13 protein-coding genes are annotated in these 14,896 nt (G+C 69.9%); 1 reads left to right on the top strand and 12 read right to left on the bottom strand.

All coding sequences use genetic code 11. The features are described from left to right. Positions 1-70: 70 nt before the first annotated feature. From VNR19_RS10335 to VNR19_RS10280, 12 genes are all read right to left on the bottom strand, one after another. On the bottom strand, positions 71-1,309 hold the full coding sequence (locus tag VNR19_RS10335; RefSeq protein ID WP_325726442.1) for an ABC transporter ATP-binding protein: 1,239 nt from the start codon (positions 1,307-1,309) through the stop codon (positions 71-73). Then, positions 1,306-2,382 carry an ABC transporter ATP-binding protein gene (locus VNR19_RS10330; RefSeq protein ID WP_325726440.1) on the bottom strand — a complete coding sequence of 359 codons (1,077 nt, stop codon included), beginning with the start codon at positions 2,380-2,382 and terminating at the stop codon, positions 1,306-1,308. Before VNR19_RS10330 ends, VNR19_RS10335 begins: the two co-directional genes overlap by 4 nt. Continuing rightward, on the bottom strand, positions 2,379-3,263 hold the full coding sequence (locus VNR19_RS10325; RefSeq protein WP_325726438.1) for an ABC transporter permease: 885 nt from the start codon (positions 3,261-3,263) through the stop codon (positions 2,379-2,381). The genes VNR19_RS10330 and VNR19_RS10325 overlap by 4 nt, the downstream gene beginning before the upstream one ends. Then, positions 3,250-4,287 (bottom strand): ABC transporter permease, encoded by a 1,038-nt coding sequence (locus VNR19_RS10320; protein WP_325726436.1) that lies wholly within the window; start codon positions 4,285-4,287, stop codon positions 3,250-3,252. Before VNR19_RS10320 ends, VNR19_RS10325 begins: the two co-directional genes overlap by 14 nt. Then, positions 4,284-6,074 carry an ABC transporter substrate-binding protein gene (locus VNR19_RS10315; RefSeq protein ID WP_325726434.1) on the bottom strand — a complete coding sequence of 597 codons (1,791 nt, stop codon included), beginning with the start codon at positions 6,072-6,074 and terminating at the stop codon, positions 4,284-4,286. The genes VNR19_RS10320 and VNR19_RS10315 overlap by 4 nt, the downstream gene beginning before the upstream one ends. A 156-nt stretch (positions 6,075-6,230) precedes the next feature. Next, a complete protein-coding gene (locus VNR19_RS10310) occupies positions 6,231-7,238 on the bottom strand; it encodes an amidohydrolase family protein (protein WP_325726432.1) in 1,008 nt (335 codons plus the stop codon). Between the two features lie 54 nt (positions 7,239-7,292). Further along, a complete protein-coding gene (locus VNR19_RS10305; RefSeq protein ID WP_325726430.1) occupies positions 7,293-8,399 on the bottom strand; it encodes a zinc-dependent alcohol dehydrogenase in 1,107 nt (368 codons plus the stop codon). A 50-nt stretch (positions 8,400-8,449) separates the two neighbouring features. Next, positions 8,450-9,544 carry a hypothetical protein gene (locus tag VNR19_RS10300; protein WP_325726428.1) on the bottom strand — a complete coding sequence of 365 codons (1,095 nt, stop codon included), beginning with the start codon at positions 9,542-9,544 and terminating at the stop codon, positions 8,450-8,452. After that, on the bottom strand, positions 9,541-10,092 hold the full coding sequence (locus VNR19_RS10295) for a UGSC family (seleno)protein (RefSeq protein WP_325726426.1): 552 nt from the start codon (positions 10,090-10,092) through the stop codon (positions 9,541-9,543). Before VNR19_RS10295 ends, VNR19_RS10300 begins: the two co-directional genes overlap by 4 nt. Before the next feature lie 25 nt (positions 10,093-10,117). Then, entirely contained in the window at positions 10,118-11,242 is a 1,125-nt protein-coding gene (locus VNR19_RS10290) for an NDMA-dependent alcohol dehydrogenase (protein ID WP_325726424.1), read from the bottom strand. Between the two features lie 19 nt (positions 11,243-11,261). After that, positions 11,262-12,755 carry an aldehyde dehydrogenase family protein gene (locus VNR19_RS10285; RefSeq protein ID WP_325726422.1) on the bottom strand — a complete coding sequence of 498 codons (1,494 nt, stop codon included), beginning with the start codon at positions 12,753-12,755 and terminating at the stop codon, positions 11,262-11,264. A 21-nt stretch (positions 12,756-12,776) separates the two neighbouring features. Further along, positions 12,777-13,886 (bottom strand): NDMA-dependent alcohol dehydrogenase, encoded by a 1,110-nt coding sequence (locus VNR19_RS10280; RefSeq protein WP_325726420.1) that lies wholly within the window; start codon positions 13,884-13,886, stop codon positions 12,777-12,779. Positions 13,887-14,169: 283 nt separating this feature from the next. Here VNR19_RS10280 and VNR19_RS10275 point away from each other — a divergent pair, with 283 nt between their 5' ends. Further along, positions 14,170-14,895 carry a CoA transferase subunit A gene (locus VNR19_RS10275; protein ID WP_325726418.1) on the top strand — a complete coding sequence of 242 codons (726 nt, stop codon included), beginning with the start codon at positions 14,170-14,172 and terminating at the stop codon, positions 14,893-14,895. Position 14,896: the final 1 nt, after the last annotated feature.

The raw sequence follows: 14,896 nt of genomic DNA, 5'->3' as shown, positions 1-14,896 counted from the left end.
GCCGCGCGGGAAGGGTGCGGGCGGGGCATCCGTGATCTGTCGCGGGGATGACGGATGCCCCGGCCCGCGGTCAGAGCAGGTCTGTGCCCCGCCGCGCCTCGCCGGTCTGCCCGAGCAGAAGCGGTGCGTCAGGGTCGTCGGGAACATCGGGAGCCTCGGGCGACGGCTCGTCGGCGTCGATGTCGGCACCGGCCGGACCCGGCGCACCCTCGTCGGGTGCGACCACCGTCGCGGCGGTTCCCGTCGAACGGATCGAGTCGCGCAGAGACTCCACCGAGAAGGTCGCCGGATCCTCGAGCGGGAAGTGGCACGACGCGAAGTGACCCGGCTCGTGCTCGACGAGCCGCGGCTCGACCTCGGCGCACAGGTCCTGCGCGCGCGGGCAGCGGGTGCGGAAGCGGCATCCGCTCGGCGGATTCAGCGGCGACGGCGGCTCGCCCGCGAGCGGCACGGGCCGTTTCGCGATGCCCGTCTCGGGATCGAGACCGGGGATCGAGTCGAGGAGGGCCTTGGTGTACGGATGCCGCGGTGCCCGGTAGATCTCCTCGGCGGGACCGATCTCGGCGAGCTGTCCGAGGTGCATGACGGCGACGCGGTCGCTGATCTGCTTGACGGTCGCGAGGTCGTGCGCGATGAAGACGTACGACAGGCCCAGCTCACTGCGCAGCTTCTCGAAGAGGTTGAGCACCTGCGCCTGGATGAGCACGTCGAGTGACGAGATCGCCTCGTCGCAGATGACGAGCGCGGGGTTGAGGGCGATCGCGCGCGCGATCGCGACGCGCTGCGCCTGCCCACCCGAGAGCTCCATCGGCCGACGCCGCGCGTACGTGTCGGGATTGAGGCCGACGAGGTCGAGCAGCTCGCGCACGCGCTCGCGACGCTCGTGCCGCCCCATCCTCGTGTGACCGAGAAGCGGCTCGGCGACGACGTCCTCCACGCGCCAACGCGGGTTCAGCGACCCGAACGGGTCCTGATAGACCATCTGGATGTCCTTGCGCGCACGCTTGAGGTCGCGCTTGGACAGCCCCATGAGGTCGCGCCCGAGGTACCGGACGACGCCGGACTTCGGTCGGTCGACCCCGATGATGGCGCGCGCGAGCGTCGACTTGCCCGAGCCCGTCTCCCCCACGATGCCGAGGGTCTCGCCGGGGAAGAGGTCGAACGACACGTCCGACACCGCGTGCACGACGCCCGCCTTGACACCGCCGGGTCCGCGCGTGACGAACTCCTGCACGAGGTTCTGCACCGACAGGATCGGCTCGGGCACCGCGGGAACGGGCTGCGGGCGGGTGGTCTCGATCGTCGTCACGACACGGTCTCCTCGTCGACGGGGACGGGCTCGTCCTCGGAGCCGGGAAGGTACGGATGCCAGCACGCGTACAGGTGCCCGGGCTCGTGCTCGTCGAGCGGCGGCTTGTCGAGCCGGCACTTCTCGGTGGCGCGGTTGCAGCGCGGCGCGAAGGGGCATCCGCTCGGAAGGGCGGCGAGGTCGGGCGGATGACCGCCGATGACCGTCAGCTGCGAGTGCGGGACGGTCGTGAGCTGCGGGATCGCGCCGAGGAGGGCCTTCGTGTACGGCATCCGCACATTGCGGAACAGCGTGTTCGTCTCGGCGTGCTCAACCGCCTGACCCGCGTACATCACGAGCACCTCGTGCGCGTAGCTCGCGGCGAGCCCCAAGTCGTGGCTGATCATGATGACCGCCGTGCCGAGACGGTCCTGCAGATCGGCGAGCAGCTCCATGATCTGCGCCTGCGTCGTCACATCGAGCGCGGTCGTGGCCTCGTCGGCGATGAGCACCTTGGGGTTGGCCGCGAGCGCGATCGCGATCATGACGCGCTGGCGCATGCCGCCCGAGAGCTGGTGCGGATACTCGTGGTAGCGGCGCTCGGGTGCCGGGAGCCGCACGAGTTTGAGCAGCTCGACGGCGCGGTCGGCGGCGGCCTTCTTGTCGAGGTCGGAATGCGTGCGGATCGCCTCGGTGATCTGCAGCCCGATGCTCATGGTCGGGTTCAGCGACCGGGCCGGGTCCTGGAAGATCATCGAGATGTCGTTGCCCCGGATGCGGCGCATCGCTCGGTCGCTCATGCCGACGAGCTCCGTGTCGCCGAGCAGTGCGGAGCCCCGGACGGTCGCACTCGGCGGCAGCAGGCCCATGAGCGCCCGCACGCTCACGGACTTGCCCGAGCCGGACTCGCCGATGATCGCGAGGGTGCGGCCGGCGCGCAGCGTGTACGACAGCCCGTTCACGGCGTGGATCCGCCGGCCTGCGCGCGAGAAGGTCACGTGGAGGTCGCGCACGGTCAGCACCGGCTGACGCTCGGGCTCGCTGCTCACGGCAATGGTCTCCGGTCGTCGGGTCTCGGTCGCGAGGTCGGTCATCGGCCGCTCAATTCGTCGCGCACGTTCTCTCCGAGCAGGTTGAAGGCGAGCACGGTCAGCAGGAGGGCGAGACTCGGCCACAGCACGAGCAGCGGCGTCGCCGACATGTTCTGCTGCGCCTGGAAGATCATGTTCCCCCAGCTGGGTGCGGGCGGCGGCACGCCGAGTCCGAGGAAGCTCAGCGCACCCTCCGTCACGATCACGATGCCCATGCCGAGCATCGCGAAGTTGATGAGCTGCGGTGTGATGTTCGGCGCGATGTGCCGAAGCAGCACGCGCCACCACGGGCTCCCGCTGAGCTCGGCGGCCTGCAGGAACGGCATCTGCATCAGTCGCATCGTCGCGGCGCGCGAGATGCGCGCGACCGCCGGGATGCTGAACGCCGTCAACGCCAGGATCGTGTTCCACATGCTCGGCCCGAGCATCTGGGCGATCACGATCGTGATGACCAGCGACGGGAACGCGATGAGCACGTCGAGCGCACGCATGATGACGGTGTCGGGCTTGCCGCCGAGGTATCCGGACACCGCACCGACGAGGCCGCCGAAGAGGATGCCGATGACGTTGACGCTCACCGCGATGATGAGCGACGAACGGCCGCCGTACAGCAGTCGCGAGAACACGTCGTTGCCGTCGACATCGGTGCCGAGCAGGTGCCCCGGCGAGCCCGGTGGCAGGCGCGAATCGAGGATGCTTCCGCCCGTCGGAGACGGGATCGGGAGCACGACCGGACCGAGGAAGCACAGCGCGACGAGCAGGATGACGAACCCGGCGGGCACCCACACGACCAGCCGGCGGCGCCACTTCGCCCAGCGCTCGCCGAACAGACCGGGCTGGACCGGCGTCAGAAGGGCTTTCGTGGTGGTCTCAGTTACGGCCATAGCGGATCCTCGGGTCGAGGACGGCGTACAGCACGTCCACGATCAGGTTCGCCGCGATCGCGACCGCGGCGAAGATGAAGACGCAGATCTGCACGACGGCGATGTCGCGCGCGCCGAGCGCCTGGAGCATCTCCATGCCGAGGCCCCGGATCGAGAAGATCTGCTCGATGATGACGGTGCCGCCGATGAGGCCCCCGATGTTGAGGCCGACGATCGTCAGCAGGCCGAACGACGAGTTGCGGAAGGCGTGCTGCCACAGGATCCGCCACGACCCCACGCCCTTCGCGCGGGCGGTGTCGACGTAGTCGGCGGAGTTGATCTGCTCGACGAGATCGCCGCGCAGGAAGCGCGCGTAGAAGGCCATGAGCGGGATCGAGAGGGCGAGCACAGGGAGGATCACGGTCCGCAGGTTCGGCCACAGTCCCGCGCTGATCGGCACGTAGCCCAGCGACGGGAGCATCCCGCGGAACGCGACGGCGAAGATGAGCACGAGCAGGAGCGCCAGCACGTAATTGGGGATCGCGAGCAGCGCCATCGAGATCACCATGATCGTGCGGTCGAAGAACCCGCCGGGCTTGCGGGCCGCCAGCAGCGCGACCGGGAGCGCGACCGCGAGCGACACGACGAATGCCAGCGCGACGATCTCGATCGTTGGCGGCAGCGCGCTCGCGAGGATCTCGGTCACGGGCTTCTGCTGCACGCTCGAGATCCCGAGGTTGCCGGTGAGCACCCCGAGAAGCCACGAGAGGTAGCGCTCGGGAGCCGGTCGGTCGAGGCCGAGGCGCCGCCGCACGGCCTCGACCTCTTCGGGCGTCGCGTCCATGCCGGCCTGCACCTGGGCGGGATCGCCGGGAAGCAGCTCCAGCAGGATGAACACGAGGAGGCTGATCGCGAACAGCAGCGGTATCGCCACGAGGACGCGCCGCGTGATCAGTCTCACGAGCGGCGAGCCCGCCACCCGGCCGAGGGCGCCGGAACGCGCCTCGGGCCGGGCGGCGATCGCCGCGGTGGCGTTGCCGGTCACCGGGCGGATTCCTCGATCCAGACGCGGTCGTACAGCACGCCCTGGTTCACCGCGAGCGCGGGGATCGGCTGGTCGAGACCGGGCCCGTGCACGCCCTTCTTCATGACCTGCGCCGGCGAGAACGCCATGCCGAAGGGCGCGTACGCCTCGTCCGAGATGTACTTGCTGACCTGCTTGTACGCCTCGAAGCGCTCGTCCTCGTCGGTCGTCGCGATGGCGGCCGCCAGGAGGTCGTCGAGCTCGGTCGTGAGACCCTGCGCGATCGCGTCGCCCGCGTTCGCCGCACCCTCGGGCAGCGGCGTGCCGCTGAAGGGCGACGTCGAGCCGAAGCGCACACCGACACCGATTCCGACGGACGGATCCCACGCGCCCGCGGTCTGCAGGAGCGCATCCCAGTCCCCCGCGAGGAAGCGGTTGATGACGTCGCCGAGCGGTTCGGCGTCGATCTGCACGTCGATGCCGGCCTCCTCCCACTGCGTCTGGAGTGCGGTGGTCACCGAGCGGGCGGTCACGATGTCGGTCGTGCCGAGCCGGACGCTGAGACCGCCCATCTCCTCGACGAGTGCCGCCGCCTTCTCGGGGTCGTACTCGCGGTAGCCGGGCACGGTGTCGTGCCAGAACAGACCGCCCGAGGCCGTGAACGACTGGCTCATCTCACCCTCGTCGTTGAACAGGCCCTTGTTGATCGCCTCGAAGTCGGTCGCGTAGTAGATCGCCTCACGGGCCCGCTTGTCGTCGAACGGCGGCTTGCGGGTGTTCAGCTGGACCACGTACGGCGAGGTCGGTGCGCCGAGCACGACCTGGACGTCGGGGTTGTTGCGCGCCTCCTGGATGAGCGTCACCGAGGAGAGGCCCTCGACCACCTGTCCGTCGCCGGCGAGCAGCGACTGGTACAGAACCTGGTCGCCGGACGCGCTCTGGAAGTTGAGCTCGTCGAGATACGGCAGGCCGTCCTTGAAGTAGTCGGGGTTGCGCTCGAGCTCGAGACGCTGGCTCTGCGTGTTCGAGGTCACGATGAACGGGCCCGCGCCGACCGGCTTCTCGCTGAACGCCTGCGCGCCCATCTCCTTGTACGCGGTCGGGGACGCGATGAGGTTGAGGTTCGCGCCGGGGAATCCGTTGATGAGCGATCCGTTCACGGCGTTGAGGTGCATCTCGATCGTGAGGTCGTCGACGACGCGGATCGCGTTGAGCCGGCCCATCACGGCATCCCGGTCGACGTCCTCGGGCAGCGCCGCGAACAGGTCGTCGAGGAAGGCCTGGTCGAGCTGAGGCGGCTCGAGCGACGTGTTCAGTGCGATGTTCGGGGCGCCCGTGCTTCCCGAGCTGAGCTGGCGGATCCAGTTCCACAGGACGGCCTCGGCATTGAAGGGCGTGCCGTCGCTGAAGGTGATGCCGTCGCGCAGCTTCACCGTCAGCGTGAGCCCGTCCTCGGACCACTCGTAGCTCTCGGCCTGGTTCGGGACGATCTGGCCGCCCTCGCCGTTCTCACCGGGCTCAAGCGTGAACAGGCCGCCGAAGATCGCCGCGTTCTGCGGGAGGTTCGCACCGGTCGTGTTGCTCGTCGCGGGGTCGAGGCCGGTCGCCCAGCCTCCCGCGAAGCCGGCGTCCAGCAGCACGGTCAGGCTGCCGCCGGGCTGGGGATCGCCGACTTCGACGTCGCCGGTGTCGTCGGTCGGCTGGCCGCCGGCCGCGCACGCCGTGCCTGCCACGACGAGGCTCAGCGCGACGGCGAGGGTTCCGAACAGCCGCACTGCTGAGCGTCCGCCTCTCACGGATGATTTCATGTCTTGCTCCCTTGGGCTGAGGAGTGGTGCGATCGGGTGCCGCTGGATCGCGTGAAGAGCCCGGGCGGGCCCGTCTGTTTGGCAGTTTCGCTGAGACTCAGGGGCCGATCCACGGCACTTCCGCCCGACGAAAGGGCGCCCGGAATCCGCGGAATTTCAAGCCTCGACGGCCTCCCGACCGAGCCATCTGAGCGCGTTGCGCCAGCTGATGTCCTGCCACTGATCGTCGGGCAGCTCCATGCTCTTGAGCGTCTTCGCCGCGGGGTCCTCGCGCAGCATCGCGGGGAAGTCCGAGCCGACGAGGAGGCGGTCCGCGCCGAGCAGGTCCACGAGGTAGCGGATCGTGCGACGGTCGAACACCATCGAGTCGTAGTAGAACCGGCGCGCGTACTCGAGCGGCGACGGCCCCTCGTCGGGCATGACCGCCCGTTCGAGATTGCGCGGCTCCTCGTTCCACGAGCCGCCCCAGAAGTACTGGGCGCGCGGCAGCATCATCGCGAAGCCGCCCGCGGCGTGGCTGAACGAGATGCGCAGGTCCGGGCAGGCCTCCGCCGTGCCGCCCAGGATGAGCGACGCGGCCGAGTACATGCCCTCGAGGCCCACGACGTAGGTTCCCATCGCCGCCATCGGCAGCCGATCGGTCGGCGAGGGCATCGCGTGCACGAACACCGGGAGGTCGAGGCGCTCCGCCTCTTTGAAGAAGTCGAGGAAGGCGGCGTCGCCGATCGACTTGCCGAGGATGTTCGACGCGATCTCGACCCCCGCCAGACCGAGCTCCTCGATCGCCGCGAGCTCGGCGGTCGCGGCATCCGGATCCTGCATCGGAACCATCCCGAGGGCGATGATCCGGTCCGGCGCGTGCCCGGCCAGCTCGGCGGCGAACTCGTTGACGTGGCGCGCGAGCGCGAGCCCGTCGGCCGGCGGCAGGTCGTAGCGCAGCAGCGGCGGCATGGGGCTCACGACTTCGGCGTCGACGCCCGACGCGTCCATCGCCTCGACGCGGCGTTCCGCCTCGAAGAACACCTCCTTCGCGGGGAAGCGCATCTTGTCGAACACGAGCAGCCGGTCGGCGCTGCCGTCGATCGGCTCCATGCGCGGGAAGCACTCGGGCGCGTCGTGCGGGTAGTCCTTGGGGAGCAGGTGGGCGTGGGCGTCGATGATCAAGGGCGACGTCTCCTGTCGGGTCTGGGGCGGTGACGGATGCCGCGGGCGGGAGGTTCAGACGAGGGACGGATGCACCGACACGTGGATCGCCGACTTGTCGTCGGTGTCTCCGGCGAGCGTGTCGATCGCGAGCCCGACCTCGTCGAGGCCGAACGTGTGGGTGTGGAGCTTCTCGAGCGGGAACCGGCCCGACTCGATGAGGGCGATCGCCTTCTCGTTCGCGGACGAGTCGACGCCGAACGCGCCCTTCACGGTGAGCGCGCGGTTGATGAAGAGGTCGGTCGGCACGGGGAACTCCTTGCCGCCCTTGAGGCCCGCGAGCACGACGGTGCCGCCGTGACGCGTCGCCCTGAGCGCGTCGAGCACGGGCTGGGTCGCCATCGGGGTGACCTCGAGCGAGACGTCGACGCCGCGGCCGCCCGTGAGGTCCATGACGGTCTCGACGACGTCCTGGGCGTTGTCGCCGTCGACCTCGATCGTGTGGTCGGCGCCGAGCTCTCGCGCGACCGACAGCTTGTGCCGGTCGGACGCGAGCCCCGTCACGATGACGGTCGACGCGCCCGCGGCCTTCGCCGCGATGACGGCCGAGATGCCGCGCTGGCCGGCGCCGAGCACGAGCAGCGTGCTGCCGAGGCCGACGCCGCCGAGGTCGACCGCCCACCGCACGCCCGCGCCGAGCGGGTTGTACATGGCGGCGATCTCGACCGGGATCGTCTTGTCGATCTTGTGGAGCACCGACGTCGGCGAGATGTACAGGTACTCGGCGAACCCTCCCCACAGACTCGGGGCGACTTCGATGCCGGTGACGCCGTGCCCGTACTTGCGGAACCGGCACGCCTGGTAGTTGCCGCTCAGGCAGTCCCCGCACGCGCGGCACGGGACGATCACCTCGAGTGCGACGCGGTCGCCGACCTGCACGCCCCAGCGCTCGGCGGCCCGCTCCCCCAACTCCTCGATGATGCCCATCGGCTCGTGCCCCGGGATGAACGGGTTGCGGTTCATTCCCATGTGGCCGCGGTAGATCTCGACGTCGCTGCCGCAGATGCCATTGGCCTCGACCCGCAGCAAGCCGTCGTCGGGGCCGACCTGGGGCCGGGGGAACTCGCGCATCTCGATCTTGCGCGGTCCGGTCTGGACCGCGGCACGCACCATCTGGGTCATCGTCTTCCGTTTCGTGTCGTCTGGTTCTTGCGGGGTTGAGTCGAGGGGGGTCAGCCGGTCGCGGCCGCCGACGCGGGGGCTGCGGATGCCGCATCCGCCGCCGCCCGGATCGGGACGGCCGTGCCCGACCAGTCCGCGAAGTAGCGCACGACCATCGAGATCCCGGCGTTGCGGGCGCCCGCGACGGCGATGATCATGCGCTTCGGGTCGGCGGGCGGCATCGTGCGCTGGAAGGCGTCGGGGTCCTCGGCGGTACCCGGGAAACGCACGCCGAAGTCGTTCGCGAAGTCCTTGCCGGCCCGCGCGAGCTGGCCGGTCGTGCGCCCCGCGTTCTCGGAGAGGAAGGTCGCGACGTCCGCCCTGCTGTAGCCGGCGCTCGCGAGCAGCTGCGCGTGCTCGGGGCAGAACACGACGCCCGCCATCGCGTGCTTGAAGATCCACGCGCCCGAGCGCCCGATCGTGTCGGCGAAGTCGTACAGGAGCTGCTCGGGGTCGGGCGTGTGCCGATTGTCGACGTACTCGCATGTGCGCAGAAGTGTCGTCGTGACCGCGTCTCCCGGCACGCCGAGCTCCTCGGCGAGCGGAGCCCACGGGCTCTCCTCCTCGTTCTCGCCGAAGCAGATCTGCCAACGGCCCGGGAGCCCCTGCGTCGCCTGCTCGAGCCCGTGCGGCTGGATGCCGTAGACGTTGCGCACGATGAGTCCGATCGCACGTGAGATCGTCGCATTCGCGCGGAAGCCCGGCCCGAACGCGCCGCCCGCGCTGTTGAGGCCGATGACGTTGCGGATCGGGCCGTTCACGATGATGAGCGGCGCGGGTCCGCTCGTGGACTGCCAGCCGCCGCCGTTCGTCGCGCGCTCGCGCATGAGCGCCTCCCATGCGGCGAGCACGACGGGGAAATACTCCGGCCTACAGCCCGCCATGACGGCGTTGATCGCCGCGAGCTCGACGGTCACGGTGCGGTCGACCTGCGGCGAGCGGCCGATGACCTCGTCGGCGGGCCGTCCCGCGGCGGCGACGAAGTCGTCGACGAGCGGCTGCGTCGCCGGCACGACGGGGAGGCCGTCGCTCCAGCCCTGGTCGTAGCAGTGCTCGATGGCGGCCTGCGCGGCATCCGGATCCAGCGTCTCGGTCGGCGTGCTCACTGCTCGCCTCCTGCCGTGAGGGTCTCCACGATCTGCGGCAGCAGCCGACGCGCACGCTCGCGAACCTGCTCCTCATCGAGGACGGCGACCGGATGCTCCGTCGTGATCCACTCGTAGCCGGGCGCGCCCTGCACCTGCGCCATCATGTGGCCGGTGGTCGTGAACGCATCGGTGAGCACGACCGCGGCGGGCACGCCCGCCTTCTCGAAGTTGATGCCGTCCGCGACGGCGGCGGCGCTGCACGAGCCGCAGTCCCCGACGCCGGTCACCACGACGTCCGCGCTCTTGCGGTAGCGCGTGACGATCTCGTCGTCGACGGGCACCGAGAAGCTGCGCTTCGTCTCGACGATGCTCACCTCGGCGGCGCCGTGCTCGTCCACGAGCAGGCGGCCCACCTCCTGCAGGAACAGCATCGCGTTGTGCTTCGTGTTGTCGAGCAGCCCGACGCGGGCGCCCGTGAGCGCTCCGCGCCGCGGGGCCCGCACGGTGGCGGGCTCGCTCTCTTCGACCGCCGTGCGGCCGGTCGGGTCCAGGATGGCGTTCGGCACCCTGCTCCTCCTTCTCTCGAGCCGATCAGGACTCGTGGACGATGACTCCCCGGATGTTCTTGCCGTCGTTGAGGTCGCGGTAGGCGTCGTTGACCTCGTCGAGGCTGTAGGTGCGCGTGATGAGCTCGTCGAGCTTGAGGTCGCCCGAGCGGTAGAGCCCGAGCAGGCGCGGTATGTCGTACAGCGGGTTGCAGTCGCCGAACAGGGCACCGCGGATCTGCCGCTGGTAGCCGATGAGCATGCCGGCGTGCACGTGCACGGCCTTCTCGGTGAGGTGGCCGACGGCGGTGATCGTCACCTTGCCGCCCTTGCCGGTCATCATGACGGCCGCGTTGACCATCTGCTCGGTCACGGCGTCGGGCGTCATGATGACGTGGTCGGCGAGCTGTCCCCACGTGGTCGCGGCGACGAACTCGTGTGCTTCGGGCGCCGAAGCGAACGCGTGCGTCGCGCCGAACGTCGAGACCGCCGTCTCGCGCTTGAAGTCGACCGGATCGACGACGACGACGTTCTTCGCACCCGCGTAGCGGGCGCCCTGCACGGCGTTGCTGCCGACCCCGCCCGCGCCGAACACCACGACGGTGTCGCCCGCGCGGACACCGGCCGCGTAGACCGCGGATCCCCAGCCGGTGGGCACGCCGCATCCGACGAGTGACGCGATCTCGAACGGGATGTCATCGGGAAGCGGCACGACCGCCCACTCCGACACGACGGCGTACTGCGAGAAGGTCCCGAGCGAGCAGAACCCGCCATAGTCCTCGCCGTCCTTGTGGAAGCGGAACGTGCCGTCCAGGAACATGCCGCTTCCGGCATGCAGCCCCTTGACGCACATGTTCTGATGGCCGGTCGAGCACGGGCGGCACGCGCCGCACGCGGGGATGTACGAGCACACGACGCGGTCCCCCGGCTTCACGCGCGTGACGTTCGGACCGACCGACTCGACGACGCCCGCGCCCTCGTGTCCGCCAACCATCGGGAACCGCACAGGCGCGTCGCCCGCGGTGATGTGGTCGTCGGAGTGGCAGAGCCCGGATGCCGCGAACTTGATGCGGACCTCGTGCTCCTTGGGGTCGTCGAGCTCGAGATCGGTGAGCTCCCAGCCGATGTGCGGACCGCGCGCGACCGCCGCGTGGGTGGTGATGGTTGCCATGTGTTTCTCCGTCGCCCTTTCAGCGCCGCGGGAGGGGAGCACTCTGCAGGGACACGGTCTTGACCTGGGTCCACTCCAGGACCGAATCCGCGCCCATGGTCCGGCCGAAGCCGCTGTTCTTGTAGCCGCCGAACGGCCCGCCGATGACGGTGCCCGCGCCGAGCGGGGTGTTCACGCCGACCTGGCCGGCCTGCAGCGCGCGCGTCATGCGCACGGCGGTGCCGACATCGCGTGTCCACACCGAGGCGACGAGGCCGTAGTCGACGCCGTTCGCGATCTCGATCGCCTCGGCCTCGTCGTCGAACGTGAGCACCGACAGCACCGGCCCGAAGATCTCCTCCTGCGCGATGCGCATGTCGGGCGAGACCTTGTCGAAGAGCGTCGGCTCGACGAAGAAGCCGGACTCGAACTCCGACCCCTTCGGGACGCCCCCGCCCGTGACGAGCTCGGCGCCCTGCTGTCTGCCGAGCTCGATGTAGCCGAGCACGCGCTGGTGCTGCTTCTCGTTGATCAGCGGTCCCATCGCGACGGGCTGGTGCCAGGGGCCGACCGTCACCTTCTGCATGTGGTTCGCGAGCCGCTCGACGACTTCGTCGTGGATGCTGCGATGCACGATCACGCGCGAGCCCGCGGCGCAGATCTGCCCGGTGTTGAGCGTGATGCCCATCGCCATCGAAGGCGCGGCGGCGTCGAGGTCGGCGTCGGGGAAGACGACCTGCGGCGACTTGCCGCCGAGCTCGAGGTGCAGCGGCGTGAGGTTGCGTGCGCAGGCCTCCATGATGAGCCGGCCCGTCTGCGGTGAGCCGGTGAAGCCCATGCGACGGATGCGGGGATCGGCGGGGATCGCGGCTCCGGCCTCGTGGCCGTAGCCGGTCACGACGTTGATGACACCGGCCGGGATGCCCGCCTCGAGCGCGAGCTTCGCGAGCGCGAGGGGCGTCAGCGGCGCGTCCTCGGCGGGCTTCATCACCATCGTGTTGCCCGCCGCGATCGCGGCGCCGACCTCGGTCGCGAACATGGGGCCCGGGGCGTTCCACGGGATCACTCCCCCGACGACACCGTACTGCTCGCGCAGCGTGAAGCCGAGCGATTCGGGCGAGCGCGTGGGCAGCGAGACGCCCTGCACCTTGTCGGCCTGCCCCGCGATGAAGCGCAGCTGGCTCGCCATGGGCGGAGGTCCCCAGCTCGGACGCCCCACCTCCTGCGATTCGAGGCTGTCCAGCTCGCCCGCGCGCTCCTCGACGAGGTCGGCCCAGCGGAAGATGAGGCGCGCGCGGCTGGACGCGTCGAGGTCGCGCCACGCGGGGAAGGCTCTCTCGGCCGCGCGGATCGCGAGGTCGACATCGGCCTCGTCGCTGCGCGGCACGCGCGCGATGACCTCGCGGTTCGCGGGGTTGATGACGTCGATGGTGCGGCCGGTGACGGATGCCACCCACTCGCCCCCGATGAGCTGGACGCCGTCGACGATGAGGTCGCTGGTCGATCCCGTCGCGGACTCGGTCGTGATGGTCATGTCGTGTCCCTCTGGTGTTTGTCAGTGTTCGAGCGTGATGACGCCGCGGATGTTCTTGCCGTCGAGCATGTCCTGGTAGCCCTGGTTGACTTCCTCGAGTCGGTAGCGCCGCGTGATGAGCTCCTCGACCTTGAGCTTCCCGCTCTTGTAGAGGCTCACCAGGCGCGGGATGTCGACGAGCGGACTGCATCCGCCGTAGATGCCGCCCTGGATGCGGCGCTGGAAGCCGATGAGCATTCCGGGGTTCTCGTCGATCCACCCGTTGCCGACGGCGGTGATGGTGACCTGGCCGGTCTTGCCGACGACGTTGATCGCGTCGTGGATGACCTTGTCGTGAAGGATGCCGACCGTGATGATCGCGTGGTCGGCGAGCTCGCCCCACGTCGAGCTCACGACGAACTCGTGCGCCTCCTCGGCGGTCGCGAACGTATGCGTGGCGCCGAACTCCTTGGCCTTCTCGCGCTTGAACTCGACCGGGTCGACCACGACCACGCGCTCCGCGCCCGCCATCGCCGCGCCCTGCACGGCGTTGCTGCCGACGCCGCCCGATCCGTACACGACGACCGTGTCGCCGGCCTTGACCCCCGCGAGGTGCACCGCCGATCCCCAGCCGGTGGGGACGCCGCATCCGATCACCGCCCCGACCTCGAACGGGAGGTCGTCGGGCACCGGCACGACCGAGTACTCCGACACGACGGCGTACTGCGAGAACGTGCCGAGCACGCACAGACCGCCGAAGTCGACGCCGTCCTGGTGGAAGCGGAACGTCCCGTCGGGGAACTCGCCGGTGGCCGCGTTCTTGCCCGCGTCGCACAGGTTCTGACGCCCCGTGGAGCAGTAGCGGCACTTGCCGCACGCGGGGATGAAGGAGAACACCACGCGGTCGCCGACCTTGACGCGCGTCACCCCCTCGCCGACCGCGTCGACGATGCCGCAGCCCTCGTGGCCGCCGACCACCGGCATCCGCATCGGGGCGTCGCCCTTCTGGATGTGGTCGTCGGAGTGACACATGCCCGCGGCGTGGATCTTGACCCGCACCTCGTTGGCGCGCGGGTCATCGAGCTCGAGCTCGGTGATCTCCCACGGCTGTCCGGGCTCGCGACAGACGGCGGCGCGTGTGATCAGGCTCATGTGGCCCCTTCCAGACTTCGATGTCGACTCAGGGCCGCCGCTCGGGGGCGGATCGGCACTTTCCACCGTGGGCCGCCCGGCGCGATCCGGCCACGTCGCTTCCGGGGCGCGGAAGACAATTCGGGGCGGGGCACGGCGCGTCATCCGGTGGGCGGGAGAAGGGGTGCACGGGGCTTCTGCGACGTGGAAAAGCGGGTTCGCCGGCCCGGGTCCGACGGGTTGACTGGCGTCCAGCCTGGACCGCCGGGCCCGCGCACCCCCACACCCGCACGGAGGACAGAACGTGATCGACAAGTTCCGCGACGACCTCGCCGAGGCTCTGGACGTCGTCTGGTCGGGCGCCACGATCGCCGTCGGCGGATTCGGCAGCTCCGGCCGGCCGGACGCGCTGCTCAACGCGCTGAGCGACCTCGACAAGCGGGATCTGCACCTCTACGTGAACAACGTCGGCGACGACTTCACGGGCGTCGGGCGGCTTGTGCGCGAGGGGCGCGTACGTCGCATCACGGCCTCGTTCCCGATCCTGCAGGAGTTCTACGACGACTACTTCGCCGGACGCATCGAGCTCGAGCTCATCCCGCAGGGCACGCTCGCCGAGCGCATGCGCGCGGGCGGCGCGGGCGTCGCCGCGTTCTACACGCCGTCGAGCGCGGGGACGATGCTCTCGGACGGCACGTTCCCCCTCACGTACGACGGCGAGGGTCAGCCCGCGTCGTTCGTGCCCGCGAAGGAGACGCGCCAGTTCAACGGCCGCGACTACGTGCTCGAGTACGGCATCAACGCCGACTTCGGTCTCGTGAAGGCGCAGCTCGGCGACCGCAGCGGAAACCTGCGCTTCCACCTCTCGGCCCGCAACTTCAACCCGCTCGCGGGAATGTGCGGGCGCGTGACGTTCGCCGAGGTCGAGCAGCTCGTCGAGACGGGCGACATCGGCCCCGACGACGTCCATCTGCCCGGTGTGTTCGTCGATCACATCGGCATGACCGCGGCTCCCGTGCCGGCCCACTGAC

The organism is Microbacterium sp. (genome assembly GCF_035556355.1).
Classification (GTDB): Bacteria; Actinomycetota; Actinomycetes; order Actinomycetales; family Microbacteriaceae; genus Microbacterium.
The sequence above is the reverse complement of the archived record's forward strand: the minus strand, read 5'-3'. Positions and strand labels throughout refer to the sequence as shown.

Coding starts and splice junctions, on each gene's coding strand:
- VNR19_RS10315 (WP_325726434.1), bottom strand. CDS start 6,074: ATGAAATCATCCGTGAGAGGCGGACGCTCAGCAGTGCGGCTGTTCGGA.
- VNR19_RS10280 (WP_325726420.1), bottom strand. CDS start 13,886: ATGAGCCTGATCACACGCGCCGCCGTCTGTCGCGAGCCCGGACAGCCG.
- VNR19_RS10330 (WP_325726440.1), bottom strand. CDS start 2,382: ATGACCGACCTCGCGACCGAGACCCGACGACCGGAGACCATTGCCGTG.
- VNR19_RS10290 (WP_325726424.1), bottom strand. CDS start 11,242: ATGGCAACCATCACCACCCACGCGGCGGTCGCGCGCGGTCCGCACATC.
- VNR19_RS10285 (WP_325726422.1), bottom strand. CDS start 12,755: ATGACCATCACGACCGAGTCCGCGACGGGATCGACCAGCGACCTCATC.
- VNR19_RS10325 (WP_325726438.1), bottom strand. CDS start 3,263: ATGGCCGTAACTGAGACCACCACGAAAGCCCTTCTGACGCCGGTCCAG.
- VNR19_RS10305 (WP_325726430.1), bottom strand. CDS start 8,399: ATGACCCAGATGGTGCGTGCCGCGGTCCAGACCGGACCGCGCAAGATC.